The organism is Pedobacter sp. (assembly GCF_041645105.1).
Taxonomy (GTDB): Bacteria; Bacteroidota; Bacteroidia; order Sphingobacteriales; family Sphingobacteriaceae; genus Pedobacter.
This window is the reverse complement of record NZ_JBAZQQ010000003.1, coordinates 310,371-336,799: the sequence shown is the minus strand read 5'-3', so window position 1 is coordinate 336,799 and position 26,429 is coordinate 310,371. Positions and strand designations below refer to the sequence as shown.

Sequence of the window (26,429 nt, the reverse complement as noted above, 5' to 3'; positions counted from 1 at the left end):
ATGACAGTTACAATTTAATCCGATGTGAAATATTCTTCTTTTTCGGATGAATGCGGTCTGATCAGGCCACTGATAATTAAGCTTACCAGAATCTTCTGTGCCTGTCTGTAGGAACTGCGGGTAATTTTACTGAACTCTTTAAGCGTGATCCGTCCTTTTTCTGCCAGGTATTCAAATAGCTTTTTCTCTTGTTCAGTATAAGAAATTAAAACTCCATTATTGCTATTGTTTTTCTTGATTACATCCACTATAATCTTACTGGCAAGCAGGCTTTTATCTTTAACGCGATAGTAAACCCACCATTTCTTGTTTTCATCTAGAGCATAATGGGGCTTTGTTTCACTTGCAGGAATATTAACTACAAGCACTAGTTTATCATCAACATATATTTCCTCAAATTCTGGCTCAATAGCTGGTTTACAGAACTGATGGGCCGATTTTGTAATCATATAACGCTCCTCATCTTCCGATTTTACTCCCTTTATGGTACCGTCGTCTGCAACGCCAATTAACAGTTGCCCGCCTTGATTATTTGCAAAAGCTACCAGGCTCTTGGCAATTTTTTCATTGCTGGTAATAGTCTTCTTAAAATCAAGTGTCGTCCCTTCGCCTTGTAAAATTAGTTTTCTGATATTCATAGGTTTAAGCGTTAAAAATATTAATAAGCAATGAGCGGTTCTTCTCCTTTATGTAAATTCCTTACATAAACTTCATTCATTACAGTAGCACAGATTTCCCCATTTGCGTTTGTAATTTCCATAGGGTAAGCTTTAATGAATTTCCCATTGGTTTTAAGGGTATCTATAGCTTCTTCGAGCATTTCATCGGTTACTTTTATAGTGAAATACAAACTCCCCCTGCCAGGTTTTAAATATTGAATGGAGGCACTCTTTAACCAAACGCGTACTTTAAATCCTTCACGTTGTAACAGCTGATCAAACAATAAGGCGTAAAATGGATCCGTGGCCGCATAAATGGTGCCACCAAAAATAGAACCGTTATAATTTTTATTGAGCAGGCTTTTGGCAATTTTTACATCCACACCTCGAAATCCTTTATGAAATTTCCGAACCCATATTCGTTGAAACAATAAAGGAGGATAAAAGCACATTGCCCATTTCAGGGTTTTCTCAGATACAACCATGGTGTTTAAATATCAGAAAGATTATTGAACTTAAAAATTTTATATGCACAAGTCCAAGTAATTTTTCAGTTAAAATCTAGATTTTTTTGAGTTTAAAAATTAAAACACTTCATAATATTTTTTGTTAAATACTTGAATATAAAATAGAAACCGTATGAAAAAGTTAATTTTAAGTCTTGCAACTGCCGGTGTGTTTAGTCTGGCATTTTTAGCATGCAACTCGACGAAAAACGTTTCAGGTTCGTCAGACAGTACCAAGATTGATACAACTATAGCTGTTCCAATGGATACTACTATAAATCCGGATACCATGAAGACTATGCCACCTGATACTACAAAGATGCCGCCTACAATGTAATGGCTAGTAAGTAGGTATAATAAAAAAGACTGTATCAATACAGTCTTTTTTATTTTCTAATTAAATATAGGCAGACATAACGATAAATGTAAAAATGCAAGGGAGTTATGGCAAGGTATCACTGTTCCAATAAGACCGTCAGAATTAGGGAATATTAGTGTCAAAACAATGTACTATCTGTAATTTTAGGTGATATGCCTTTTTAATAAAGTTAACTTTGAGCTTAGTTTTAATTAAAATGGTTTTTAAAGATCAAGTAGTAGCAGCCTATCAGAAAATTCAGGATGAGATTTGCAGCAGTTTGGAACTCGCTGATGGACAGGCAAAGTTTGAAGAAGAGATATGGAACCGGGAGGGTGGCGGTGGGGGCAGAACCCGGATCATGCAACATGGAGAAGTAATTGAAAAGGGTGGTGTAAATTTTTCAGCTGTACACGGAAAACTACCAGATGCTGTAAAAAAAGCATTTAAAGTTGAAAATGATGAATTCTTCGCAACAGGTGTTTCTATTGTAATGCATCCATCTAATCCATTTGTTCCTATCATACATATGAATATCAGGTACTTCGAAATGGATGAACAGACCCGTTGGTTTGGCGGTGGGATCGACTTAACACCTCATTATATTATCGATACAGATGCCAGGTTTTTCCATCACCTGCTGAAGCAAACATGTGATGAATTTGATGCTTCATTCTATCCAAAATTCAAGAATCATGCAGATGATTATTTTTACATCAAACATCGTGAGGAAACAAGGGGAGTAGGTGGTATTTTTTATGACAGACTTAAGCCAGAGAATACTGGGTTGTCTTTTGAGCAGCTTTTGGAGTTTTCAAAAGCAGTAGGTAATACATTCATTCCTGCATATACAGAACTGATCGACAGAAATCGAGATCAGGATTTTACTCCACAAGAACAAGAATGGCAATATCTGCGCAGGAGTCGTTATGCTGAGTTTAATCTGGTATATGATGCAGGAACAAAATTTGGTTTAGAAACGAACGGCAGAATAGAATCAATCTTAATGAGCCTTCCTCCAATGGCAAAATGGACATATAACCATCAGCCAGCTTCTGGTAGTCAGGAGGCTTACACCCTAAGTAAACTTAAAAAGGGAATTATATGGGCTTAAGGGCCAGAATCAACCCGTATTTTATAGGTTAAAATTTTTCCACAATGCGTCTTAATGGCGCATTTTTTATTAGATTCGCAAGGTTATAACAATACCACAATTTAAATCGTTCTTAAGGAACATTAATATTTATGGCAGAAGATTTAGAAAATCAAGAAAACGACAAAGTAATTAGAATCGATATTGACGAGCAAATGAGATCCGCTTACATCGATTATTCGATGTCGGTTATCGTATCCAGGGCTCTCCCTGATGTACGTGATGGATTAAAACCTGTACACCGTCGTGTGTTGTACGGGATGCTTGATCTGGGCTTAGCAAACAATAAACCATATAAAAAATCAGCACGTATCGTTGGTGAGGTACTAGGTAAGTACCACCCGCATGGTGACTCATCTGTATACAACACCATGGTAAGGATGGCTCAGGAATGGAGCTTACGTTATTTAATGGTAGAGGGACAGGGGAACTATGGTTCAATTGATGGTGACTCGCCAGCAGCAATGCGTTATACAGAAGCACGCTTTCAGAAGATCGCAGAAGATATGCTTGCTGATATCAATAAAGACACAGTTGATTTTCAACTAAACTTTGATGATTCATTGCAGGAGCCTACCGTGCTTCCTTCAAAAGTTCCAAACTTAATTATTAATGGTTCATCTGGTATTGCAGTGGGTATGGCTACAAATATGCCTCCTCATAATATTACAGAAGCCATCAATGGAACTATAGCTTATATCGACAACAGAGAAATAACTGTAGCAGAGTTGATGAAGCATATTAAAGCACCTGATTTCCCTACAGGAGCGATCATCTATGGTTACAATGGGGTTCAGGAAGCTTTTGAAACTGGAAGAGGCCGTATTGTAATGCGTGCTAAAGCTGAAATCGAATCGCATAAAGACCGCGAAACTATCATCGTTACTGAAATACCTTACCAGGTAAATAAGGCTATGATGATTGAACGTACTGCTGAACTTGTCGGCGAGAAAAAAATTGAAGGTATTTCAAATATTAAAGACGAATCTAATAAAGATGGTATTCGTATAGTATATGAAATTAAGCGTGATGCAAATGCTTCTATCGTTTTAAATAACCTGTTCAAACAAACTGCGTTACAAACTTCTTTTAGCGTAAATAACATTGCACTTGTTAAAGGAAGACCACAATTATTGAATCTAAAAGATCTGATTCATTATTTCGTGGAGCACAGACATGAGGTGGTTGTCCGCAGAACTAAGTTTGAACTTGCTGAAGCTGAAAAACGTGCGCATATTTTAGAGGGTTTACTAATCGCCCTTGATCATCTTGATGAGGTCATCAAGTTAATCCGTAGTTCTGATACTCCTGAGGATGCGAGAACAGGACTAATGGAGCAATTTGGTTTGTCCGATGTTCAGGCAAGAGCCATTCTCGATATGACCCTTCGTAGGTTAACAGGTCTGGAACGTGATAAGATTAAAGATGAGTACAACGAGTTGATGAAAACTATTGAGTACTTAAAATCTATCTTGGCCGATGAGGGTTTGCGTATGCAAATCATCAAAGACGAGTTGATCGAAATGAAAGAAAAGTATGGCGATGAGCGTAGAACAACTATCGTTCACTCTGCAGAAGATATGAGTATGGAAGACTTTATTGAGGATGAAGAGGTAGTAATTACCATTTCTCATGAAGGCTATATTAAGCGTACACCAGCTACAGAATACCGTACTCAAGGTAGAGGTGGTAAAGGATCAAAAGGTAGTGATTCAAGAAATGAAGATTTTATTGAACACTTATTGATTGCTTCTAACCATAATTATATGTTGTTCTTTACTGAGGGCGGCCGTTGTTTCTGGTTAAGAGTTTATGAAATTCCAGAAGGTTCAAGACTAAGTAAAGGAAGAGCGATCCAGAATATCATTAATATTCCTAAGGATGATAAGATCAAAGCCTTTATTAAGGTAATAAATCTGAAAGATCAGGAATATCTTGAAAACAATTATATCATCATGTGTACCAAAAAGGGAACGATTAAGAAAACTTCTTTAGAAGCTTATTCGAGACCAAGGGTAAATGGTATTAATGCGATTAATATCAATGAAGGTGATCAGCTTTTAGAAGCGAGTTTAACTACTGGTTCAAGCGAAATAGTGATGGCTTTACGCTCCGGAAGGGCAATTCGCTTCAACGAAGAGAAAGTTAGACCAATGGGAAGAACCGCTACTGGTGTGCGTGGTGTAACACTTGCACATGAGAAAGATGAAGTAGTTGGCATGATTGCTGTTGATGATCCGGGAGCAACTGTTTTGGTGGTTTCAGAAAAAGGTTACGGTAAACGTACTGATATCGAAGATTACCGCGTTACAAATAGAGGGGGCAAGGGTGTTAAAACGATTAACATTACAGAGAAAACGGGAAGCCTTGTTGCTATTAAAAATGTAACCGATGCAGATGATTTGATGATCATTAACAGATCTGGTATTGTGATCAGAATTGTTGTTGCTGAATTGAGAGTAATGGGACGTGCAACTCAAGGTGTGCGTTTAATTAACCTGAAAGGTAACGATGAAATTGCTTCTGTTGCAAGAATTGAGCATGAAGATGAAGAAGTTGAGGAAACAGAAAGTCATGTGGTTGTAGATGGTGAGCCAGCAGGTGAGGTTGAAGATGAACCTATTGACGATACGACTGAAACAGAGGAACCTGAGGAAGATAATGAAGAACCTGAGGGAGAATAAATAAATTTAATGATTCATTACAGACCTGATTGAGCACTTATTGGGCTTGTAATGAATCATTATTATTAAAAAATAAAATGTAAAACAATGAAAAAAGTACTTCTAAGTATAATGTTTGCAGGTGTTGCCTCATTTGCAAGCGCTCAGAAAAGTGAAATCAATGAGGCGAAAAAGACCTGGAACCTTTTAGGTATTACATCGGGTAAGTCTCTTGCTACAGACTTAAAGACGCTTAACGGTGGATTGGCTCGGACTGATGTGGCTATCGCTAATGAAAAATCTAAAGTGATGGCTGAAGCATGGGTTTACAGAGCATTATTTGCTTCAAGAATTGCTCTGATCGACTCAGTGAATCTTAATAATGCAAAAGCTAAACAGAAGATTGCTGATGAAGCAATTACAAAAGCAGAAGAGCTTGATAAAAAAGGTTCAGAAAAAGAGAATATTGCACAGGCAAAAACAAATGTTGAAAATGCAGTAAGAAACAGAGCTATTTATGCTTATAGAAAGAAAGATTTCAAAACCGCATTAGAAGCTTTCAATGAAATTACAGCTAAAAACCCTAATGATACATCAATGTATGTAAATGCAGGTGTTACAGCGAAAGAGATCCAGAATTACCCAGAGGTAATCAAGAATTTCAAAAAAGCAACCGAATTGAATTATCCAGAGTCAAAGGCGTTATATTCTGAAATGATCAATATTACAATGGATAAATTAAAGGATAGCGTTGCTGGATTAAAATTAATTCAGGAGGCTGCAGTTAAATATCCGGAAGATGCTTATTTCATTGGTTTAGAGACTGATCTCTATATTAAAAGCGGTGATATTAGTAAATCACAGGAAATGCTTAAAAAACTAATTGTTAAAGATCCTAAAAATGCTGTCTATCAGTATTTAATGGGTGAAACCTATTACAAACAAGCATTGGCTATCCAAAACAAAAGAAATGCTTTGGACGTTAAAAAGAAAAAAGAATTTGATGCAATGACTGCACAAATGAACAAGTTTATTGATGAGTCTATGCCTTATTTCAAAAAAGCTTTAGAAATAGACCCTAAGAATGTTAGTGCACTAGAGAATCTTAAAATCATTTATATGTTTAAGAACGACACGCCTAATTATGAGGATATGAAAAAGAAATTAGACGCAATTAAGCAATAATTTTGTAAGAAGTCTTAAAGAAAAAGAGGGGTAATTTTTATCCCTCTTTTTTTTTTATAAGTTTGTATCAGTAACACACCTTTTCTATGAGTAAGATATCCTTTTTTTCTAGTTTGTTTTTGGTTTCCGTGAGTTGTAATGTTGTCTTTGCCCAGAAGAGCCAACTTCAAATTGCAAGGAACAGTGTCGGTAAATTACAGGTAGCTATAAATGCCAAGCAAGATGCCAAGAAACAGCTTGCGGTATTAGGAGAGGGGATTAAAGCGGCTGAGGCAGCTCAGAATGATAAGAAGACGAAAAGATGGCCTGAAACATGGGCTCTAAAGGCATATTTAGCATCATACGTATCTATTATTGATACCGATGAGGGTAATGCCGATAAATATTATGGCCTTGCATTACAGGCTATTGATTCTGCAAATCGTCTTGATAAATTTCAGGCAAACTACCGTCTTATTGCTGCTTCATCGTACAATGTAAACATTAGAAAACAGAAGAAGGGGAGTAGTGCTTATTCAAAGGGAGATTATGCAGCAGCATTTGATCTGCTTAAAGAGGTAAGTGATTTTTTACCCAAAGACACTGCCTTAGCGATTAATGTAGCATTATCAGCACAAAACATACAGGCATATGATAAAGCGCTGATTTATTTCAAAAGAGCTAAAGAAAATGGCATTAAAAATCCAGTAGTTTTCCAAAATATGGCAAATATTTATAGCTCTAAGTTTGAGCATGAATTAGCTATACGAACACTTGAAGATGGCATTAAGGCTAATCCTTATAATGTATTTTTAACCAATGACTATATCAATCTTTTATTGGATAATGAAAAATATACAGAAGCATTGAAAGTAATCGAATCTACAATCAAAGTAGAATCAAATAATAAATTATTGTATTTTCTCTATGGTTATCTGCAACAGCACAAAGCAAATAACAGTACGGCAGAACTAGCGTACAATAAAGCTTTAGGAATTGACGAGAACTATTTTGATGCCTTGTATCAGTTGGGACTCGTTTATATAAATTCTGCGAATGAATCGCTTAAATCTGGAGGTGGTCAGAATACACCAAAATTTTCTTCATATATCAACCGCGCTGAGATTGCATTATTACAAGCGCACGAAATCAATCAGAATGACAAGGCGACCGTGCAGTTGCTGATTGATATTTATACCCGTAAAAAAAGACTTGATAAAATTCAAGAGCTTAAAAGTAAACTCGAAGAGTTTTAAGTCAGCAAATAATCCTTCTTTACTTTTAAAATTGGTATATTGACAAAACAATCTCTTCTCCTTCCTATTTACTGATATTTGTGATATAATTAATATTATGTTAAGTAGTGATTCTTGAGACTCCCTATTCTGCACTTTACAAGTGTAATAAATATTTTGCCTTTTGCCTTAAAGAAGCCTAAAAAATGCTGATATTACTATATCAAAATGGTCAAGTAATTGATATGCATTATTTATAGATTTGCAATATGTTTAATCGCCCCATCAGAAATATACATGATTTTTTATTGAGTACTTATTTTGCTGATGGTCTGCGAATTACATTAGGCGTACTTTGTCCATCATTAATTATGGCTCAATTTGGCTTGTTGCAATACGGCATGACATTGTCATTAGGTGCTTTATGTGTTAGTGTTGTAGATTCTCCAGGTCCGATTGTTCATCGCAGAAATGCAATGCTGATCACCACTGCATTGATTACAATTATTTTTATTGTAGTTGGATTAACCAATAGCAACGTTTATTTTACAGCTGTTTTACTGATATTCTTCAGCTTTATTTTCTCCATGTTGTTTCTTTATGGTACCAGAGCAGCTTCTGTTGGAACTGCGGCTTTACTCATCATGGTATTGAGCATTGACGATATCAGACCATGGAAAGAAGTACTTTTTTCATCTTCCCTACTCCTTATTGGCAGTATCTGGTATACCCTACTTAGTTATTTTTTTTATAGAATTCGCCCTTTTCGTATTGTTCAGCAGACATTAAGCGATTCTATACATGAAGTAAGTCTTTTTTTAAGAGCTAAAGCTAAGTTTTATCATAAAAACATTGACTATGATGATAACTATGCTGAGTTACTGCAACTTCAGGTGCTGGTACATGAGAAACAAGATGCTGTTAGAGAAGTGATGTTCAAAACCCGAGAGATTATCCGGGAATCTACTCCTGAAGGACGTTTTTTACTACTTGTTTTTGTGGATATGGTCGATCTTTTCGAGCAAGTAATGTCTACCTATTACAATTACAAGCAATTACATGATCAATTTGATGATTCTGGTATCCTGAGGAATTACGAATCTATTATCATAAAAATAGCTGATGAACTGGATGATATCGCTTTCTCTTTAAAAACGGGTAGTGTTCCCAACCTTCCTATTTCATTGATGGAGGATGTTGAAAAGCTAAAACGTGAAATAGCTGAATTGGAACTGAATAATACAGATGGTAAATACAGCACTTTAGGAATTATAGCTTTAAAAAATATTGAAGTTAATATTGAAAATATCCTTTCCCGTGTAAAAACTATCAATAGCTATTTTAATAAAAAGGAAAAGAAGAATCTAAAACCTCGTGAGATTGAAGTAGATAAGTTTGTGACGAGGCAAAGTCTGGATCGTGGTTTACTATATGAGAACATGACATTTAGTTCTTCTACATTCCGTCATTCCTTGCGAGTGGCAATTGTTATGCTCATTGGTTTTGTGGTCGCAAAATCTTTGAATTTCTCACACAGTTACTGGATATTACTTACCATTTTGGTGATTTCAAAGCCTGGTTTTAGTCTGACCAAACAGAGGAATTATGAAAGGATAATTGGAACTGTAGTCGGTGCTTTTATTGGAATGGGAATTCTGGTTTATGTACAGGATAAAAATACTTTATTTATCATCCTGTTATTTTGTATGATTGGTGCCTATAGCTTTCAACGTAAAAACTATGTGGTAAGTGTGCTTTTTATGACACCTTATATTCTTGTGCTCTTTGATTTTTTGGGCATGGGTAGTTTGTCTATAGCAAGAGAAAGAATTTACGATACCTTAATTGGGTCTGGTATTGCTTTGCTGGCTAGTTATTCTCTTTTCCCGAATTGGGAACACCAGAAACTGAAAGAAGCTATGTTGGATACTTTAAAGGCCAATATGAAGTATTTTGAAGAGGTAGTTTTGTTGTATGTAGATGAAGTATATAACATGACCAATTATAAGGTAGCCCGTAAAGAAGTTTATGTAACGACGGCCAACCTTGCCTCTCTTTTCCAGCGTATGTTCTCGGAACCCAAAAGTAAACAGATGATGATGAAGGAATTACATCAGTTTACAACTTTGAACCATCATCTCGCCTCTTATATTGCTACACTTTCTTTGTATAAAAAGGAACATGATTTTGTAGTTTCAAATTTCGAGACGCTTAAGCCAGTGGTTCAAAACACGATCTATCTTTTGAATCTTGCTATTGAGAATTTACAGTCCAATAAGGGGACAACAAGTAACGTACCGTTGATCAGACAGAATATTGAGAACCAGAATGCAAGTCAAACCGATGAGGTGATTATAAGTGAACAGATCGATCTGATCCAAAAAGTGGCTTATGATATCTTCAAGCTCTCAGAGAAAATCAAAATATAAATAGATAAAACTATAATTGATTTTTTTCTGTTGTATAGACAGTAAAAAAACAACAAGAAATTATGGAGAAATTGTATACAGCCACTGTTACGGCAAAAGGTGGCCGAAATGGTCATATTAAATCAAGTGATGGAACAATAGAATTTGATCTTAGAAAACCAAGAGAAATGGGCGGACAAGGAGGAGCTACTAATCCTGAGCAATTGTTTGCTGCAGCCTGGGGACCATGTTATTTAGGTGCATTAGGTTCAATTGCAGAACGTGAAGGCGTAGATGTTTCGGAGGCTACGGTAGATGTTCATGTTTCATTTAATAAAGATGGAAATGCATTCGTATTATCTGCAGACCTGGATGTGCATATTCCAGGCATCAGTACAGAAGAAGCTCAGAAATTAGCCGATAAAGCCAATCATGCTTGTCCTTATTCAAAGGCTACAAAAGGAAATATTGAAACAAGAGTAACAGCTATTTAATAGCTGTTACTCTTGTTATAGTAAAAGCTTACTCGCAAGTCCCAGCAAGAATAAAAATCCAAAGACGTCTGTAAATGTTGTAATAATTATTGAAGAAGCAATAGCCGGATCAATACCTACTCTTTTAAGTGCCAATGGAATACCAGCCCCCGTAATGCCTGCTATTATCAAATTACCTGTCATTGCTAAGAATATCACTATTCCCAATAAAGGATTTGAATCAAAATACAGAGCGAATAAAAATACAATTGCACCTGTACAGGCCCCATTAATTAAACCCACAGTAAACTCTTTTAAAACAGTCCTGTAAGCTTGCCTGTCACTTAAATCATATAGGGAAATCCTCCTTACAGTTACAGCAAGAGCCTGAGTTGCGGCATTTCCTCCCATACCTGCAATAATGGTCATATATGCTGGCAAAACAGCCATGAGCTTGATGGTATCATCAAAATGCCTTACTACTGATGAGGCCAGGAATGCAGTGCCTAGATTGAGAATTAACCATGGTAAACGTGATTTTACGGCTTCAATCCAGTTACCACTCAGTTCCTCATCTTCAGAGACTCCGGATATCTTTAAAATATCTTCAGTATTTTCATCTTCTAAAACGTCAATTACATCATCAAATGTAACACGTCCAAGTAGTTTTAATTCTTTATCAAGTACAGGAATACTGGTGATGTTATATTGTGAAATTAGTCGGGCCACCTCTTCCTGATCTGTATCTGGATAAACCCAGGCTACCTCAGCCTTTACCAATTCCGTAATTTGTACATTTCCTTTAGCCTTAATGATGTCTTTTAATGATACAATTCCCTGGAAAACATTGTGGTCATTTACCACAAATATGGTGTAGAACTCTTCAATTTCTTCACTCTGTCGGATAATTTCCTCTATCGCATCTTTCTTAGCTAAGTTCAAATTAATGCGGATAAACTCCGTATTCATCAATCCACCAGCGGTTTTTTCGTGATAGCTTAAAAGGTTCCTGATACTTGAAGCATCATCTTCGTTAAGGTCAGCCAGAATCTCCTTTTGTTCATGCTCTTCCAGTTGCGAAATAATGTCTGTAGCATCATCATAATCCAGCTCTTCAACAATCTCTGTGCGTTTATCCGGATGTAATTGCAGCAAAAGCTCTTCTGGGTGTGATTCCTCGTGCATTTCTGAAATTACCTCAGAAGCAGTCTCTACATCCAGTAAATTAATGATTCTTTGTTTCTCATCTTTATTCAGATTGGCAAATAAGATGGCAATTTCCGAGGCATGGTACTCCCCCAGAATTACCTTGAGCTGCTCGTCATCAGCACTTAAGGCTTGCTTAATTCTGGATAAATCTGTCTTATCTAATTCGAAAGATTGCATGAGGTAATAAAGGTAATAATAATCAACCCTATTTAAACCATCCTTTACGCCAGAAATATATGATTTGTGCGACTGCAATTCCCCCCATAACAATCATCGTATATAAATAGCCATGTTCATCATAAAGCTCAGGCATATTTTGTGGTAATACTTTGCCTGTTACGGGATCCGTAAATGCGAAGTTCATCCCATAAATTCCAGCGATAAAAGTCAGAGGAATAAAAATTGAAGAAATGATTGTCAGCACTTTCATGATCTCATTCATCCTGTTACTGATGATAGAGAGGTACATGTCAATATTACTGGCAGAAATCTCTTTTAAAGATTCGACTATATCAATAATTTGTATGCAATGGTCATAGGCATCCCTGATGTACATTTTTGTTTGATCCGGGATCAGTAAGCTATCACTCCTTAGCATGTCATTTAGCTTGTCGCGTTCTGGCCATACTACCCTCCTAACATTGATTAGATTCCTTTTAACCAATTGGGTGTCAAACATTACGCTCTTGTCTGGTTTGTCAAACAAACGATCTTCAATAAGATCTAGCTCATCACCCCATTGACCCAGAATTTGAAAATAAGTATCAATGATGATATCCATTAAAGCATACATCAGGTAGCTGCTTCCAGCAATTCTGATATTGCCCTTCCCTACTTTCAGTCGATTTCTAACTGGCTCCAGACAATCATCATAGCCTTCTTGTAAAGTAAAAAGGGCATTCTCCATTAATATAAAGGAGACTTGTTCATTTTCAAGATTTTTCTGCTCATCAAAATGAAGCATTCTACTCACAGCGAAATCATATTTTCCGTACTCTTCCAGCTTAGGACGCTGATAAGTTCGCGTAATGTCTTCTAAAACCAGCTTACTAATTCCAAAATCGGCACTTAGCGTTTCAAACATTGCTATAGAGCCAAAACCCTTGATCTCAATCCAGTAGTTGAATTCATGATTGCTCAGAATTCTTGATAGGTTCTCGATATTATCAATCTGCTTCACCGCATAATGATGGTCATTATAGCTATGAAACATGATAACAGGTTGAAGCGCATTTTTATCGATATAAACTACACCCGGACTGGAACCGGCTTCTGGTAAGGAATAGCGTTTGCGTTTACGCTTATGTTTTGCTGGTTTAGCCATACATCATAGATATGATTTAGTTTGCGGACCTTGATTAAATAACAGATCTACAATACTTAAGTTTGGTTTAAAGCCTTCCCTATCATCAAAAACCTGGAAATAGGGCTTAAATTCTGTCTCATTCACAGGATATTTAAAATGTATTTTACTTCTAAAGTCCAGGGCTGGATCAATCTCTTTTATATATTCAGTTGTGTAACCAATTGTAGGTTCCTTTTTCAATTGTTTGAACAGCCATTCTAAAAGCTGCAGATTGTAGTCAAACAAATATTCAAATTTTGTATGGTAGAAATGTGAAAATTCATCTTCATAAAATTCAAAATAAGCAGCATTTCTATAACAGCTTTCAAAGCTCTTCCAATGTAAGCGTTGCCAGTTAAAATCATTACTGATTTTAACATCTTTGATCTTTGTGTGTACTTTAGACCCCTTTATTACAGGAATAATTAAATCTAAATGTCCATTTGGTGAATATATTCTTGTTCGGTTTCTATAGGTTTGTTTAGGGAAATGTTCCTCTTTCTCTAATGAAAAATTATAATCAAAGTCTTTCAGACCAGAAAAGTAACCTACAGGAGGAAGATAAAAAAGTGGGAATATAGCTGAACTTTGCATCTGATATTTTATGTTTGCATCTTAATTTGCCAAATTAATGATAAAAAAAGGCTTTTCTTATATAGGAATAGGTTTTTTGAACTTTTTGTCCTTATTACCCCTTTCGGTCCTCTATTTCATTTTTACAATAGGGTATTATCTGGTATACTATATATTTCAGTACCGTAAAAAGGTGGTGCGGGAAAACCTGACAAAGTCCTTTCCTGAGAAAACTCCTGCAGAGATTATTAAGATTGAAAAACAGTTCTTTAGATATTTCAATGACCTCATTGTTGAAGTAATAAAGATGAATTCTATTTCCAGAGCTGAACTTAAGCGAAGAGTAAAATTTACTAACCTACATTTAGTAGAGGCTTATTTTAACAGAGGTGAAAGTGTTTTAGCTTGTACTGGACATTATGGGAATTGGGAATTATGTATGCTAGCTTTAGGTGCAGAACTCTCTAAACCAGCATACGTTATTTACAAACCACTACATAATGAACATTTTGATGATTGGTTTTATAAAATGAGAACTCGTTTTGGCAATTATTTTATTCCGATGAAACAAACTTTACGGGCTCTTGCAGCTACAAGAAATGAAGCTACGATGTTCTGTTTTGCTGGTGATCAGACGCCTGGAAGAAGTGACTCCAGTTATTGGATTAACTTTATGAACCAGAATACCCCCGTATTACTAGGATTAGAGAAAATTGCAATACAAACCAACAGACCAATATTTTATTTCAAGGCTAAAGTTGTAAAAAGAGGGTATTATGAAGTAGATTGCATCCCTTTATGCCTTGACCCCAAAGCAACAGAAGGGCATCAGATTACAGATATGCAATTTGCAATGCTTGAAAAATTTTTGAACGAAGAACCAGCTTTTTGGCTTTGGAGCCATAAACGTTGGAAACATAAACAGATGGACGCAGGAGAATGACAATACCAAGTGTAGCAGTAGTAATATTAAATTGGAATGGGAAGGCATTGCTAGAGCAGTTTATGCCGGGCGTGATTAAATCGGTATATCCCAATTTGCAGCTTATTGTTGGAGACAACAATTCCACAGATGATTCTGTCGCTTTCCTGAAAGCCAATTATCCGCAAGTACGCATTATTGTAAATGATCATAATTATGGCTTTGCAGAAGGCTATGGTAGAGTTTTAGATCAGGTTGAAGCTGATTATTATGTATTACTGAACTCTGATGTTGAAGTTCCGGAGAACTGGATTCAACCTGTTATTGATGCTATGGAAGTCGACAGTAATATAGCTGTGGCTCAACCAAAGATCAAATGGCAGAAAAACAAGAGTCAGTTTGAATATGCTGGTGCTGCAGGCGGTTATTTAGATTTACATGGCTTTCCTTTTTGCAGAGGCCGTTTATTTGATACAGTAGAGATCGATACCAATCAGTACGAGGATCAAAGGGAGATTTTCTGGGCTAGCGGTGCAGCGTTATTTGTAAGAAGTAAATGTTGGAAAGAAGCTGGCGGACTTGATCCTGATTTCTTTGCCCATATGGAAGAGATTGACCTGTGCTGGCGATTAAAAAACCTGGGATACAAAGTTATTTATTGTCCAAAAGCAGAGGTTTACCATGTAGGAGGCGGAACATTGAATGCTAACAACCCTTATAAAACCTATCTTAATTTCAAGAACAATCTGGTTATCATGCAAAAGAACCTGCCTTTAAATGATGCCTATTCAAGGATCTTTATAAGAATGTGTCTTGATTTTATAGCCTGGATTCACTTTTTGTTACAAGGAAAATCGGATTTTGCCTGGTCAATTAATAAAGCGCATTATCATTTTCTGCAAAACCTGTCCAGGAATGGAAGAAAAAGAGCGGCTAAGCAAATAGATTTTTTAAAACATACCGGACAGTATCCATCCAGTATTGTATGGGCTTATTTTATCAAGAAGATAAGATTTTATAGTCAGCTACCTTAATATTTACTTTGTTAGCCTTTTAATAAGCTTTCAATAGCCAATCTGTAGCCATCTATACCAAAACCCGTAAGTACACCTTTGCAGTTTTTTCCAGTTAGCGATACATGTCTGTATTCTTCTCTGGCATATATGTTAGAGATATGAACTTCAATAACCGGAGTTTTTATAGCGGCAATTGCATCAGCTATAGCTACCGAAGTATGGGTGTAACCACCTGCATTAATGACAATACCATCGTAACTAAAGCCAACTTCATGTAGTTTATTGATCAATTCTCCTTCAACATTGCTTTGGAAATAATCAATTTCAATAATACTGTACATGTCACGCAGTTCATTTATATAAGTATCAAAACCTTGATTTCCGTAAATACCAGGTTCACGAACTCCTAAAAGGTTTAAATTTGGGCCATTAATAATTTGTATCTTCATCGAGTCAAACTTAGAATAAAAAATTCGAGTATAAAATTCTTTTTTGTGATTCATAACCCCTACCTGCAATCGTTTAAAAATTACCTCAAGTTAGAGCGTTCTCTATCTTTAAACACTATTGAGAGTTATCTTGGTGACTTAAATAAATTATTACAATATTTTGAAAGTGTTGGGCAAGTTCCTGATTTAAAGAGTACCAATAGCTCAGATTTAAAGCTTTTTATTAGCTGGATCAATGAGTTGGGGATGATGGCAAGTACACAAGCAAGGGTGGTTTCTTCGCTCAAGTCATTTTTCAGCTTCCTTGTGCTTGAAGAAATCATCGATTCAGATCCATCGGAAAATCTGGAAACGCCACGTTTAGCACGTCATCTGCCAGATACATTGGAAATCCATGAGATTGATGCTATGATCAATATAATTGATGCCTCAAAATCTGATGGGATGCGTAATAAAGCGATCCTGGAGACCCTCTATGGTTGTGGCTTGCGGGTTTCGGAGCTGATCAATCTTAAGATTTCCGACATCTATGAAGATAATGAATTTATTAAAGTTACCGGAAAAGGTAATAAAGAGCGACTGGTGCCAATTGGATTAACCGCATTGAAATACATTAACATTTACCTTCATCAAACACGGGTTCATATTCCCATAAAAAGAGGTTTCGAGGATTATATTTTCCTCAATAGATCAGGTACCAGGCTATCACGTATATCCGTTTTTAATATCATTAAGGCACTAGCTGAAAAGTCGGGCTTAAGAAAAAGCATCAGTCCACATACCTTTCGTCACTCCTTTGCTACGCATTTAATAGAGGGCGGAGCAGACTTAAGAGCTGTACAAGAGATGCTCGGTCATTCCAGTATTACCACGACAGAGATCTATACACATCTTGACAGAGGTTATTTAAAAGGTGTGGTGACTGATTTTCATTCCAGAAGTTAAACGCTTGCTTTTTCGCACTTAATCATCCTGTCTTTACCCTGCATATCTTTTTTTAATTCGATGTTTATAAATGATTTAGAAGATAACATATCAATAGTCTCCTGACCTAGATGTTCGTTGATCTCAAAGAACAATAAACCCATGTCACTTAGGCCTAGCCAGGCAAAGTCAGCTATAGCTTCATAAAATTCTAACGGTTTTTCATCTGCTACAAACAAAGCCAAATGAGGCTCGTGCTCCAATACATTATTGTGCATTTCCTCTTTTTCATGTTGTGTAATGTAAGGCGGATTGCTCACTATTAAATCGAATTTTTTCTCAGTTGTAAATGTCCTGATGTCTGCCTGTAAAAAATTGATATCTACTTCATTTAATGAAGCATTAGTCGAAGCAATCTCAATTGCCTCTTTAGATATATCCAATGCAGACACCTTACTGTTCGGCAGACTTTTCTGTAAAGAAACAGCGATGCAACCACTGCCTGTTCCAATGTCCAGAATACGCAGACCAGTTCCTGTAACATCAGCCAGTTCAGCACTTTCAATTATCCATTCTACCAGTTCCTCAGTTTCAGGTCTGGGTATTAGCACAGAGCCGTTTACCTTAAATGGAAAGCCATAGAACACAGTTTCACCGAGTATATATTGCAAAGGTTTGCCTGTTTTTAATTCTGAGAGGATATTTTGTAGTTTAGACAGGTGTTCAGCAGAAAGCACCTCCGCTTTTTTAAGCAGGTAATCGGCCCTTTTATACTGTAAGACAGACTGAATGGCAATTAAGAATATAGATTCTGCTTCATCGTGTCCATAAATATCATGTAACCCTTCTTTAAACTTCCTTGCTAAATCCTGTAGTTTCATGCTACAAAAATAATGATAATACCTAAGGTATTGTTACACTGTTATTAGAAGTTCGTCATCCATAAATCGTAATTTAACCTTACTTTTGCTATGATGACAGACGAATTATACATGCAGCGATGCCTGGAATTAGCAAACCTTGGTATGGGAAATGTAAGCCCAAACCCGCTCGTTGGTTGTGTTATTGTAAGTGATGGGAAAATCATTGGTGAAGGTTATCATGCTAAGTACGGTGAGGCACATGCAGAAGTGAATGCAATTCATTCGGTTATTGCAAAATATGGAGATCAAGCAGCCGGATTATTGGCCAGTGCGACTGTTTATGTAAGTTTAGAGCCATGTGCACATTTTGGTAAAACTCCACCCTGTGCAGATCTGCTTGTCAGACATCAGGTTAAGAAGGTTGTAATTGGCAACAGAGACCCTTTTGCAGATGTAGACGGTAAAGGCATTGAAAAACTTAGAAATACTGGTATAGCAGTCGTTACTGGTGTTTTGGAGCAAGAATGTACTCAGCTTAACCGTCGTTTTTTTACCAGGATCCGTAAGCAAAGACCTTATATTATTTTAAAATGGGCAAGTACTGCTGATGGATATTTTGCACCTAAAGATGTTGCTCAGCGTTGGATAACCGGTGATATGGCAAAACAACTGGTTCATAAATGGCGAACTGAAGAAGATGCCGTTCTTGTTGGAAAACTTACTGCTCTGGCAGACAACCCACAATTAAATGTCAGAGAATGGCAAGGTAAAAACCCTATTCGTATTGTTATAGACCGTAATCTGGAGATTCCATTAAGCAACAATCTTTTTAATGATGTAGCTAAAACAGTTGTATTTAATGAACATAAGACTGAAGTGCAGAATAATATCCATTATATCCAAATGGAGGACATGCAATATTATCTGCCTCAGAAAATAGCATTTCAGTTGTACCTAATGGATATACAGTCCGTTATTATAGAAGGCGGAGCAAATATTTTACATCAGTTTATCAAGGGAAATCTTTGGGACGAAGCCAGGGTGTTTAACTCTAATAAAATCTGGAAAGAAGGTATTCCTTCACCGCAAATAAACGGAGTAATTACAGATCAATTTAATATAGAAACCGATACACTTACCATATATCAAAATAACCATTCATGATATTCCTACTTATCAGTATTTGCTGTAGTGTTACAGTCGCCATCCTCCTCAAACTTGCAAAAAGATATAAAATAAACATTACCCAGGCGGTCACCTGGAACTATTTGTTCGCTATTGTTCTGGCTTTCATTTTTTACAAACCCAGTTTCAGTAGTTTTTTTTCAGCTTCAATTGATCCGGTTTATATTGCTTTAGGTATATTGTTACCTTTGGTTTTTTGGTTTTTGGCAGGATCAGTACGTCATATTGGAATTGTAAAAACAGATATTGCACAGCGTTTATCTTTGTTTATTCCTTTGCTGGCCTCTTATTTCCTTTTCAAGGAAAGTTTTAGTACCCTTAAAATCGTAGGTTTATCAGTTGGATTTATAGCTATTTTTTTTACACTTCATAAAAAGACGGTGCAGAAAAATGAAGGTTTAAACTGGTTGTATCCAATGTTTGTTTTTGTTGGTTTTGGAGTTATTGATACACTTTTTAAAAAAGTTGCTCAAATTAAGGCTATTCCTTATACCAATTCCTTAATCATTATCTTTTTTCTAGCTTTTATCGTATCGCTCCTCTCCATTTTCTATCTTTCCGCAGTTAAAAAGCAGAAACTTGAATTGGTAAATTTTCTTTGCGGATGTATTTTAGGCTTTTTCAATTTCTTCAATATCCTATTCTATTTGAAAGCACATCGTGCAATGGCAGACAACCCTTCTGTTGTATTCGCAGCAATGAATATGGGTGTTATTATTCTGGGTAGTTTAGTAGGTATACTTATATTCAAAGAAAAGTTAAATAAATTGAATTACTGGGGATTAGCACTTTCACTTGTAGCCATACTTCTTATTACTAATCCATTCTTTTAATGCTGTTCGACGATACTTATAAAACTATATCAGCTCCTTCAGAAGGCATATTCAGGGACCGTGGAAGTAAGTTTATTGGTTATGCTTATCCTATTTTATCCGAAGATGCTGTAAAAGATATTTTAACAGCATTGAGGGCAGAACATCCTAAAGCCAGGCACTTTTGCTGGGCATTTCGTCTAAGTCCCGACAGGAGTATATTTCGCATTCAGGATGATGGCGAGCCCTCTGGTACAGCAGGCAGGCCAATACTAAACTCAATGCTTTCTGCCGATATTACCAATGTACTGATTGTAGTAGTTCGTTATTTTGGTGGCACATTGCTTGGGGTGCCGGGACTTATAAATGCGTATAAAACAGCTGCTGTAGAGGCAATTCAAGCTGCCGAGGTAATTGAGAAAACGGTAAATGATATATATGAATTGCAGTTCGATTATCTGCTGATGAACGATGTGATGAGGCTGATTAAAGAAGAAAAATTAAATATTATGTCCCAGGAATTCGATAACTCCTGCAGTATTAAGATTGAAATCAGAAAATCCAGCCTCAACAGTATCTTGGGAAAGATTGAAAAAATAGAAGGGGTTCAATTAAAATACCTTTTTACTGCCTGATAATTTATAGCTTTATCCTATACTTAAGCTTAATTATGGGACACGCTTTATCTCCATCAGACCTAATTATTAATCCAGACGGGAGCATTTACCACTTAAATCTCCTTCCAGAAGAACTGGCTGAAACTGTTATTACCGTTGGCGATCCGGATCGGGTAACAGAGGTTTCTAAGCATTTCGATAAAATAGAACTCAAAAAAGGGAAGCGTGAGTTCATTACCCATACGGGATTTCTTGGCAAGAGACGTATAACTGTAATTTCAACTGGTATCGGTACTGATAACATTGATATAGTATTCAATGAGTTAGATGCTTTAGTGAATGTTGATTTTCAGAGCAGGATGGTTAAGGAGAAATTAACTTCCTTAAATATCATTCGAATCGGTACTTCAGGAGCCATTCAGCCAGATGTGCCGATGGGTACTATATTAGCGTCTTCATTTGGTGTAGGACTAGATGCTTTAATGAATTATTATATCCACGAGTTATCTGGTGATGAACATAGTTTCTTAGATGCATTCAAGACCCATTTTGCACATTTTAGAGGGATTACACCTTACGTTACCGCTGCTGATGCCGGACTTTTACAGTCGATAGGTAGTCAGATGGAACAAGGTGTAACTGTTACCACCCCAGGGTTTTATGCACCTCAAGGTCGACAGGTCAGAGCTAAGAATGCCGTCCCCGATCTGATTACACAACTCAATACCTTTCGTCATCAGCAAGTAAGAATTACAAATTTGGAAATGGAAACGGCTGGGATTTATGCGCTTGCTAAGGTATTGGGACATAAAGCTTTGTCTGTAAATGCCATATTAGCAAGCAGGGTGAACTTTGAATTCAGTAAGAATCCTCAACAGGTGGTCGACAAAGCAATAGGCATGGTTTTAGATAGGCTTTAAAACAAAAAAGCCCATTAAACGTTATTTAAGTACTATTTAACTGAAATATTATGTTACAAAATATAAAAGAGAAATTTACTATAACCATATTAAATTCATTATTAGACAAATACGATAACGCCATATCCCGATATGCCACAGAAGAATTAGAAGCAGGCAAGCGTTTGATATCAGTAATTGCCGGGGTTTACTTTTTCCAGAAAGGGGTTAGAAATATCCAGAAACACCCTATCCTGGCTGTTGAAGAGGTGGCTCTTGGTGGTTTTTTATTGTATACTGCTGCCGCAGGTTTGGGTAAAAGAATCGTTAAAAAGCCAGTTGATCTGGAAGATATCCGCAGAAATCAAATTCAGGGCAATGATCCCAATAGCATTGTACCTGCCTTTGTTTAACATCTTATCTGAGTGTTGCTATAGATCACCAATTTGTAAATAGCTTAAAAAGCCTTACTTTTGCCTTTTATTATTTATTTACCGGGCCTTGAACCCGAGTCAGTATCAGAATTATGAGCAAACGCGGTAGAATATTAGTCGCCATGAGTGGCGGCGTTGATAGTTCAGTAGCAGCAGTGATGTTGCACGAACAAGGATATGAAGTTATTGGTCTGACCATGAAAACATGGGATTATGCCACTTCAGGCAGCAGCAGTAAAGAAACAGGCTGTTGTAGTTTAGATAGCATCAATGATGCCCGCACACTTGCTGTAAACTATGGATTTCCACATTACATCCTTGATATCAGAGACGAATTTGGTGATTTTGTAATCGACAACTTTGTTGATGAATATCTGGCGGGGCGTACTCCTAACCCATGTGTTTTATGCAATACCCACATCAAATGGGAAGCTTTGTTAAAACGTGCCAATAAACTGGATTGTGAATTTATTGCAACCGGGCACTATGCAAACATCCGTAAACTGGATACGGGCAGACATGTGATTTCGAAAGGTAAAGACGAAAATAAAGATCAATCTTATGTGCTATGGGGGGTTTCGCAAGAAAACCTTGCGCGTACGCAATTCCCTTTAGGTTCTTTCGCTAAAGCAGACATCAGGCAAATGGCCCTTGATATGGGACAGGAAGAACTGGCGAAGAAAAGTGAAAGCTATGAAATCTGTTTTGTGCCGGACAATGACTACCGTTCATTCTTAAGACATAAAGTAGAAGATTTAGAACAACGCGTTGCAGGTGGAAACTTCATCACAAGCAATGGTATGGTGGTTGGTCAGCATAAAGGATACCCGTTCTATACCATAGGACAAAGAAAAGGTTTAGGTATAGCCTTTGGTGAGCCAATGTTCGTTACTCAGATTCTTCCGGAAAGCAATACTGTAGTGTTGGGCAGAGCTGAAGAATTAGAACGCAGAGAAGCAATGGTTAGAAATGTAAACATGGTGAAATATGATAGTATTTTAGAGCCTATGGACAACGTTGTAACCAAAATACGATATAAAGACGCAGGTATGCTGAGTACGATTGTACAAGAAAAGGATAAAATGCGTGTGGTGTTTGATCACAATGTATCTGCAATAGCACCAGGTCAATCCGCTGTATTTTACGAGGGGAATGACCTTTTAGGTGGCGGTTTCCTTTGCTAAAAGGATTAACTATCTAGTTCATTAGTAATTAAATAAGGTGAGGCGGTTTTAATCCGCTTCCCTTTATAACGTTCAAAATAATAATCAATCCGACCCAGGTTTATTCCTGCAAAACCAACCTGGTTTATGGTCGTAATCTTACCACTCAAATTGGTCACATCTTCTGGTTCGCGCATAAATGTGTGTGTATGCCCACCTATAATGAGGTCTATATTTTTATTGTTTTTTGCCAGTACCTGATCGGAAACCTTAGTGTTCTTGTATTTATAACCTAAATGAGATAAGCATATTACAAGGTCGCAATTTAAGTCTAGCTTTAATAGGTCGGCAATCTCATTTGCCTTTACAACAGGATCAATGAAAACAGTGTCTCCATAATTTTTTTCCTCGACCAAACCTTTCAGTTCAATCCCAATACCAAATACTCCAATCTTTAAACCTTGTTTTTTAAATATCTTATAGGGTTGAGTGTCCCCTTTCAGCATTGTATTCGAAAAGTTATAATTACTACAAAGTATTGGAAAGTTGGCATGCGGCAGTTGCTTTTTAAAGCCCTCCAGTCCATTATCAAAGTCGTGGTTCCCCATTGTCGCCGCATCATACCCCATGGCTGTCATGAGCTTAATTTCAAGCTCTCCTCCGAATTTATTAAAGTATGGTGTGCCCTGGAATATATCACCTGCATCTAAAAGTAATACGTTCTGATCTTTTGCCCTGATGCTGTTGATCAGTGCAGCGCGTCTGGCGGTACCTCCTAAGCCCTGGTTTCTTGATCCATCCATTGGGAAAGGCTCAATACGACTATGCACATCATTGGTATGCAGAATGGTTAGTTTTATCACATCACCTGCGGCCATAGATCCAAAAGAATTTAAGCTAAGTGCCGTTGCAGCAGCGGTTATCCCCCCTGTTCTTATAAAGTCTCTGCGGTTAATCATTAACAATTCTTCCATCTAATTTCGGGTTAAGGGTTTTACCAGCAGCTTGGTTGGCTTTAACATAATTGATTATAGCTTGTCGTACTTTTAATCCAAGTACCTTTTTTTCAATGGGGTTTTTAAATCCAAGGGCATTATCACCACCTCCGGCAATATAATCTGAGGTGAGTACTCTGTATGTTTTTTGTGGATCAAAGGGTTTACCTTTAATAAATACATCTACAGGCTTTTTATTTTTTATTTTCAGTCTGATTCCTGCAACAGGCTGACCGTTGGTTGCTGCAATAAAATTAATCAGCTCTTGTACATCTGTTCCTTTTAGCGTAAAAGCAATCAACTCATTTTCAAATGGCATCAGTTCAAAAATGTTAGATAATTTTATTGCTCCTTTAGGTACATCTACCCTGATCCCCCCTTTTGTCGATGGCATAGAGAAATCAATCGTTGGATCAGTTTTTAAAGCTTCAGCTAAAACAGCATCAGAAAAGAAATTGCCAAGTACAGTTTCTGGCAAATCATTGCTTTTAACCATTTCCACCTCCGAATATCCTAGGATCTGGTTCATTTCTGCATCCAGTTGTGTTTTATAAGGCAGGTAAGATTTTATGATCGAACTATCTACAGCCAGATTCTTATTGATATTGTATTCTGCCCTATTGGCTTTAACCAATTGGTATCCTGTAGAGCAGGAGAATAATAATGAAGCAGCCGAGAGGGCTAAACTTCCTTTGAAAAGATACTTCAGATTCTTTACCATATGTGTTTTTTCATTCTGAACGTTGCAAAGTTACTAGAATGAAGGTAATTAACGGTTAAAAAAAAGAGAAATCCCGGTTAAGGATTTCTCTTTTGTAAAAGCATTAAATTTATTTTTCAGGCCTAAAAACCAAGTTTCTAATCTTTATTATTTCATCGTTAATCATCTCATTTTCCTGTATTCTTAAAATATCTTTAGTGAGTTCAATTATGATTATTTCCTTATTGCTTTCTATTGTAGGCCAGAAAATACTCATATTTTTATTAATGTTATAACGCCATTCTTTAATTATGAAATTAATTATTTCATTGTTTTTATACCTCTTTTCTCTATAAGAACCATATACTGAAAAATTGATAAGAATCTTGTCAGAAACATGTTCATTTAGTAAGGCTTTTCCATCAATATCCTCTCCCAATACCCAGGTATTTGAACAAAGATTTACATGGGCATCATTAATACGAACATTATTATATTGGAACTTATAATAATAATTTATAAATTCCCCTGTGGAACTTTGTTTAATTTCAAGTTTTCCCTCTTTAGTTTTGATTACAGTGCCGAAATTTTCTAGTTGAAGTGTTGTATCGTTAACGGCATTAAATTTTCCTGCAAAAATACTCATCTTATAATCAGATATCAGATATGTTCGGTCTTCTAGGAATTCCATAAAAAAATAATTTGATGGTATAGCAATACTAGTAACACTTGTTTTTTCAACAGTACGACTTTTAAAATTATTCTCTTGGGATGAACTCATTGATTTGTTTCGTGGATATACTGACAGATCATAAGAAGGAATAATTTGCCAGAGTCCTAACATACTTTTTTCAAATGCAATTTCTTCATTTGTTTTTTCCTTTTTACCTGGAGGAATCACTTCTTCAGTTTTTTTCTCATTATCCTCAGGTGTTACTTCATTATTTTTAGTACAGGAATTAAATAGCAACATCCCAATAGATAAAGCTATTGAGATGGATCTTTTGAAATGCGTTAACATAGTTTAATATTAAGTTATTTAATGTTACTTACTATTGCTTCATCCAAAGGTTTTACTTTAGAACGGAAACGGTGTACCAGTTGTCCTTTCTCATTGATTAGGAATTTCTCGAAGTTCCAGTTGATATCGCCAGTAAAGTCAGGGTTTTCTGCTGTTGTAAGGTATTTGAACAAAGGATTGATGTCGGCACCTTTAACACTACTTTTTTCAGCTAAGAGAAAAGTAACATTAAATTTTCCTGTACAAAATTCTTTGATTTCACTGTTGGTTGCCAATTCTTGTCCGCCGAAATTTCCTGCCGGGAAACCGATCAACACCAATTTATTACCATACTGCTTATGCAATTTCTCCAGATCGTCATATTGCGGTGTGTAGCCACATTTTGAGGCTGTATTTACAATCAGAATTTTCTTACCTTTAAATTTAGACAGCTTTACTTCCTTACCGTCAATGGTTTTAAAAGAAAAGTCGTAAACGCTTTTAGTTGGTGGATTAAAAAGCAAGGTCATTAATATCAATAATGTATTCATCGTTTTAAGGTTTTAAAGGATATATACGAATCTAAGGACAAATAGTTTAGAAAACTATAATGGAATAGTAAAAATCGCTAAAGTATCTCATTGTATGAATCAATAGTCTAAAAGTAGCCCTTTAATAGCCTTTTGAATGACCCAGGGTCATAT

At 36.4% G+C, this 26,429-nt stretch carries 27 protein-coding genes; 16 read left to right on the top strand and 11 right to left on the bottom strand.

The features are described from left to right. Positions 1 to 14 precede the first annotated feature (14 nt). Positions 15 to 638, bottom strand: a complete 624-nt coding sequence (locus WC623_RS11440) for a helix-turn-helix domain-containing protein (RefSeq protein ID WP_372851078.1) — start codon at positions 636 to 638, stop codon at positions 15 to 17. Positions 639 to 658: 20 nt separating this feature from the next. Then, a complete protein-coding gene (locus tag WC623_RS11435) occupies positions 659 to 1,144 on the bottom strand; it encodes a DUF4442 domain-containing protein (RefSeq protein WP_372851076.1) in 486 nt (161 codons plus the stop codon). Between the two features lie 154 nt (positions 1,145 to 1,298). Here WC623_RS11435 and WC623_RS11430 point away from each other — a divergent pair, with 154 nt between their 5' ends. From WC623_RS11430 to WC623_RS11400, 7 genes are all read left to right on the top strand, one after another. Continuing rightward, on the top strand, positions 1,299 to 1,502 hold the full coding sequence (locus WC623_RS11430; protein WP_372851074.1) for a coproporphyrinogen III oxidase: 204 nt from the start codon (positions 1,299 to 1,301) through the stop codon (positions 1,500 to 1,502). Between the two features lie 238 nt (positions 1,503 to 1,740). Next, positions 1,741 to 2,637: an oxygen-dependent coproporphyrinogen oxidase gene (gene hemF / locus WC623_RS11425; RefSeq protein WP_372851864.1), complete on the top strand. Its 897-nt coding sequence runs from the start codon at positions 1,741 to 1,743 to the stop codon at positions 2,635 to 2,637. Positions 2,638 to 2,768: 131 nt separating this feature from the next. After that, the gene (gene gyrA / locus WC623_RS11420) at positions 2,769 to 5,360 is read left to right on the top strand and encodes a DNA gyrase subunit A (protein ID WP_372851072.1); all 2,592 of its coding nucleotides are present in this window, start codon (positions 2,769 to 2,771) and stop codon (positions 5,358 to 5,360) included. Positions 5,361 to 5,447: 87 nt separating this feature from the next. Further along, complete coding sequence (locus WC623_RS11415; protein ID WP_372851070.1) at positions 5,448 to 6,524, top strand: hypothetical protein; 1,077 nt, start codon at positions 5,448 to 5,450, stop codon at positions 6,522 to 6,524. An 86-nt stretch (positions 6,525 to 6,610) separates the two neighbouring features. Continuing rightward, on the top strand, positions 6,611 to 7,759 hold the full coding sequence (locus tag WC623_RS11410) for a tetratricopeptide repeat protein (RefSeq protein ID WP_372851068.1): 1,149 nt from the start codon (positions 6,611 to 6,613) through the stop codon (positions 7,757 to 7,759). 248 nt (positions 7,760 to 8,007) lie between these two features. Next, on the top strand, positions 8,008 to 10,167 hold the full coding sequence (locus WC623_RS11405) for an FUSC family membrane protein (RefSeq protein WP_372851066.1): 2,160 nt from the start codon (positions 8,008 to 8,010) through the stop codon (positions 10,165 to 10,167). Positions 10,168 to 10,229: 62 nt separating this feature from the next. Next, positions 10,230 to 10,640, top strand: a complete 411-nt coding sequence (locus tag WC623_RS11400) for an organic hydroperoxide resistance protein (protein ID WP_372851064.1) — start codon at positions 10,230 to 10,232, stop codon at positions 10,638 to 10,640. A gap of 15 nt (positions 10,641 to 10,655) precedes the next feature. Here the strand turns inward: WC623_RS11400 and mgtE are convergent, their stop codons facing one another. Genes mgtE through WC623_RS11385 form a run of 3 tightly spaced genes read right to left on the bottom strand, consistent with a single transcriptional unit; the run spans position 10,656 to position 13,767 of the window. Continuing rightward, positions 10,656 to 12,005: a magnesium transporter gene (gene mgtE / locus WC623_RS11395; protein ID WP_372851062.1), complete on the bottom strand. Its 1,350-nt coding sequence runs from the start codon at positions 12,003 to 12,005 to the stop codon at positions 10,656 to 10,658. Positions 12,006 to 12,033: 28 nt separating this feature from the next. After that, positions 12,034 to 13,152 carry a magnesium/cobalt transporter CorA gene (gene corA / locus WC623_RS11390; RefSeq protein WP_372851060.1) on the bottom strand — a complete coding sequence of 373 codons (1,119 nt, stop codon included), beginning with the start codon at positions 13,150 to 13,152 and terminating at the stop codon, positions 12,034 to 12,036. Between the two features lie 3 nt (positions 13,153 to 13,155). Further along, positions 13,156 to 13,767, bottom strand: coding sequence for a WbqC family protein (locus WC623_RS11385; protein WP_372851058.1), 612 nt, complete (start codon positions 13,765 to 13,767; stop codon positions 13,156 to 13,158). A gap of 37 nt (positions 13,768 to 13,804) precedes the next feature. On the opposite strand from WC623_RS11385, the gene WC623_RS11380 reads away from it, so the two are divergent. Continuing rightward, complete coding sequence (locus WC623_RS11380) at positions 13,805 to 14,689, top strand: lysophospholipid acyltransferase family protein (RefSeq protein ID WP_372851056.1); 885 nt, start codon at positions 13,805 to 13,807, stop codon at positions 14,687 to 14,689. Continuing rightward, positions 14,686 to 15,702, top strand: a complete 1,017-nt coding sequence (locus tag WC623_RS11375) for a glycosyltransferase family 2 protein (protein ID WP_372851054.1) — start codon at positions 14,686 to 14,688, stop codon at positions 15,700 to 15,702. The genes WC623_RS11380 and WC623_RS11375 overlap by 4 nt, the downstream gene beginning before the upstream one ends. An 11-nt stretch (positions 15,703 to 15,713) precedes the next feature. Here WC623_RS11375 and aroQ read toward each other — a convergent pair whose 3' ends face one another. Continuing rightward, positions 15,714 to 16,133: a type II 3-dehydroquinate dehydratase gene (gene aroQ, locus WC623_RS11370; RefSeq protein WP_372851052.1), complete on the bottom strand. Its 420-nt coding sequence runs from the start codon at positions 16,131 to 16,133 to the stop codon at positions 15,714 to 15,716. Between the two features lie 45 nt (positions 16,134 to 16,178). On the opposite strand from aroQ, the gene xerD reads away from it, so the two are divergent. Next, on the top strand, positions 16,179 to 17,078 hold the full coding sequence (gene xerD / locus WC623_RS11365; protein ID WP_372851050.1) for a site-specific tyrosine recombinase XerD: 900 nt from the start codon (positions 16,179 to 16,181) through the stop codon (positions 17,076 to 17,078). Here xerD and prmC read toward each other — a convergent pair. Beyond that, a complete protein-coding gene (gene prmC, locus WC623_RS11360; RefSeq protein ID WP_372851048.1) occupies positions 17,075 to 17,938 on the bottom strand; it encodes a peptide chain release factor N(5)-glutamine methyltransferase in 864 nt (287 codons plus the stop codon). The two genes, xerD and prmC, sit on opposite strands and share 4 nt — an antisense overlap. A 93-nt stretch (positions 17,939 to 18,031) precedes the next feature. On the opposite strand from prmC, the gene ribD reads away from it, so the two are divergent. The 6 genes from ribD (at position 18,032) to mnmA (ending at position 23,051) form a co-directional block, all read left to right on the top strand. Then, the gene (gene ribD, locus WC623_RS11355) at positions 18,032 to 19,084 is read left to right on the top strand and encodes a bifunctional diaminohydroxyphosphoribosylaminopyrimidine deaminase/5-amino-6-(5-phosphoribosylamino)uracil reductase RibD (RefSeq protein ID WP_372851862.1); all 1,053 of its coding nucleotides are present in this window, start codon (positions 18,032 to 18,034) and stop codon (positions 19,082 to 19,084) included. Continuing rightward, a complete protein-coding gene (locus WC623_RS11350; RefSeq protein WP_372851046.1) occupies positions 19,081 to 19,938 on the top strand; it encodes an EamA/RhaT family transporter in 858 nt (285 codons plus the stop codon). Before ribD ends, WC623_RS11350 begins: the two co-directional genes overlap by 4 nt. After that, positions 19,938 to 20,552: a YigZ family protein gene (locus WC623_RS11345; RefSeq protein WP_372851044.1), complete on the top strand. Its 615-nt coding sequence runs from the start codon at positions 19,938 to 19,940 to the stop codon at positions 20,550 to 20,552. The genes WC623_RS11350 and WC623_RS11345 overlap by 1 nt, the downstream gene beginning before the upstream one ends. A 35-nt stretch (positions 20,553 to 20,587) precedes the next feature. Beyond that, entirely contained in the window at positions 20,588 to 21,454 is an 867-nt protein-coding gene (locus WC623_RS11340) for a nucleoside phosphorylase (protein ID WP_372851042.1), read from the top strand. 50 nt (positions 21,455 to 21,504) lie between these two features. Further along, positions 21,505 to 21,846, top strand: a complete 342-nt coding sequence (locus WC623_RS11335) for a hypothetical protein (RefSeq protein ID WP_372851040.1) — start codon at positions 21,505 to 21,507, stop codon at positions 21,844 to 21,846. A 113-nt stretch (positions 21,847 to 21,959) separates the two neighbouring features. Continuing rightward, a complete protein-coding gene (gene mnmA / locus WC623_RS11330; RefSeq protein ID WP_372851038.1) occupies positions 21,960 to 23,051 on the top strand; it encodes a tRNA 2-thiouridine(34) synthase MnmA in 1,092 nt (363 codons plus the stop codon). A 5-nt stretch (positions 23,052 to 23,056) separates the two neighbouring features. Here the strand turns inward: mnmA and WC623_RS11325 are convergent, their stop codons facing one another. The 4 genes from WC623_RS11325 to WC623_RS11310 form a co-directional block, all read right to left on the bottom strand. Then, the gene (locus tag WC623_RS11325; RefSeq protein WP_372851036.1) at positions 23,057 to 24,004 is read right to left on the bottom strand and encodes a metallophosphoesterase; all 948 of its coding nucleotides are present in this window, start codon (positions 24,002 to 24,004) and stop codon (positions 23,057 to 23,059) included. Continuing rightward, on the bottom strand, positions 23,982 to 24,746 hold the full coding sequence (locus WC623_RS11320) for a 5'-nucleotidase C-terminal domain-containing protein (protein ID WP_372851034.1): 765 nt from the start codon (positions 24,744 to 24,746) through the stop codon (positions 23,982 to 23,984). Before WC623_RS11320 ends, WC623_RS11325 begins: the two co-directional genes overlap by 23 nt. 109 nt (positions 24,747 to 24,855) lie before the next feature. Continuing rightward, on the bottom strand, positions 24,856 to 25,746 hold the full coding sequence (locus tag WC623_RS11315) for a hypothetical protein (protein ID WP_372851033.1): 891 nt from the start codon (positions 25,744 to 25,746) through the stop codon (positions 24,856 to 24,858). A gap of 14 nt (positions 25,747 to 25,760) precedes the next feature. Then, complete coding sequence (locus WC623_RS11310; protein ID WP_372851032.1) at positions 25,761 to 26,276, bottom strand: glutathione peroxidase; 516 nt, start codon at positions 26,274 to 26,276, stop codon at positions 25,761 to 25,763. Positions 26,277 to 26,429 lie beyond the last annotated feature (153 nt).

Coding starts and splice junctions, on each gene's coding strand:
- prmC (WP_372851048.1), bottom strand. CDS start 17,938: ATGAAACTACAGGATTTAGCAAGGAAGTTTAAAGAAGGGTTACATGAT.
- WC623_RS11335 (WP_372851040.1), top strand. CDS start 21,505: ATGTTACAAAATATAAAAGAGAAATTTACTATAACCATATTAAATTCA.
- ribD (WP_372851862.1), top strand. CDS start 18,032: ATGACAGACGAATTATACATGCAGCGATGCCTGGAATTAGCAAACCTT.
- WC623_RS11350 (WP_372851046.1), top strand. CDS start 19,081: ATGATATTCCTACTTATCAGTATTTGCTGTAGTGTTACAGTCGCCATC.
- WC623_RS11400 (WP_372851064.1), top strand. CDS start 10,230: ATGGAGAAATTGTATACAGCCACTGTTACGGCAAAAGGTGGCCGAAAT.
- corA (WP_372851060.1), bottom strand. CDS start 13,152: ATGGCTAAACCAGCAAAACATAAGCGTAAACGCAAACGCTATTCCTTA.
- WC623_RS11315 (WP_372851033.1), bottom strand. CDS start 25,746: ATGTTAACGCATTTCAAAAGATCCATCTCAATAGCTTTATCTATTGGG.
- WC623_RS11415 (WP_372851070.1), top strand. CDS start 5,448: ATGAAAAAAGTACTTCTAAGTATAATGTTTGCAGGTGTTGCCTCATTT.
- WC623_RS11320 (WP_372851034.1), bottom strand. CDS start 24,746: ATGGTAAAGAATCTGAAGTATCTTTTCAAAGGAAGTTTAGCCCTCTCG.
- WC623_RS11325 (WP_372851036.1), bottom strand. CDS start 24,004: ATGGAAGAATTGTTAATGATTAACCGCAGAGACTTTATAAGAACAGGG.
- WC623_RS11410 (WP_372851068.1), top strand. CDS start 6,611: ATGAGTAAGATATCCTTTTTTTCTAGTTTGTTTTTGGTTTCCGTGAGT.
- mnmA (WP_372851038.1), top strand. CDS start 21,960: ATGAGCAAACGCGGTAGAATATTAGTCGCCATGAGTGGCGGCGTTGAT.
- hemF (WP_372851864.1), top strand. CDS start 1,741: ATGGTTTTTAAAGATCAAGTAGTAGCAGCCTATCAGAAAATTCAGGAT.
- WC623_RS11440 (WP_372851078.1), bottom strand. CDS start 638: ATGAATATCAGAAAACTAATTTTACAAGGCGAAGGGACGACACTTGAT.
- WC623_RS11405 (WP_372851066.1), top strand. CDS start 8,008: ATGTTTAATCGCCCCATCAGAAATATACATGATTTTTTATTGAGTACT.
- WC623_RS11375 (WP_372851054.1), top strand. CDS start 14,686: ATGACAATACCAAGTGTAGCAGTAGTAATATTAAATTGGAATGGGAAG.
- WC623_RS11345 (WP_372851044.1), top strand. CDS start 19,938: ATGCTGTTCGACGATACTTATAAAACTATATCAGCTCCTTCAGAAGGC.
- WC623_RS11435 (WP_372851076.1), bottom strand. CDS start 1,144: ATGGTTGTATCTGAGAAAACCCTGAAATGGGCAATGTGCTTTTATCCT.
- WC623_RS11430 (WP_372851074.1), top strand. CDS start 1,299: ATGAAAAAGTTAATTTTAAGTCTTGCAACTGCCGGTGTGTTTAGTCTG.
- WC623_RS11340 (WP_372851042.1), top strand. CDS start 20,588: ATGGGACACGCTTTATCTCCATCAGACCTAATTATTAATCCAGACGGG.
- gyrA (WP_372851072.1), top strand. CDS start 2,769: ATGGCAGAAGATTTAGAAAATCAAGAAAACGACAAAGTAATTAGAATC.
- WC623_RS11380 (WP_372851056.1), top strand. CDS start 13,805: ATGATAAAAAAAGGCTTTTCTTATATAGGAATAGGTTTTTTGAACTTT.
- WC623_RS11310 (WP_372851032.1), bottom strand. CDS start 26,276: ATGAATACATTATTGATATTAATGACCTTGCTTTTTAATCCACCAACT.
- mgtE (WP_372851062.1), bottom strand. CDS start 12,005: ATGCAATCTTTCGAATTAGATAAGACAGATTTATCCAGAATTAAGCAA.
- aroQ (WP_372851052.1), bottom strand. CDS start 16,133: ATGAAGATACAAATTATTAATGGCCCAAATTTAAACCTTTTAGGAGTT.
- WC623_RS11385 (WP_372851058.1), bottom strand. CDS start 13,767: ATGCAAAGTTCAGCTATATTCCCACTTTTTTATCTTCCTCCTGTAGGT.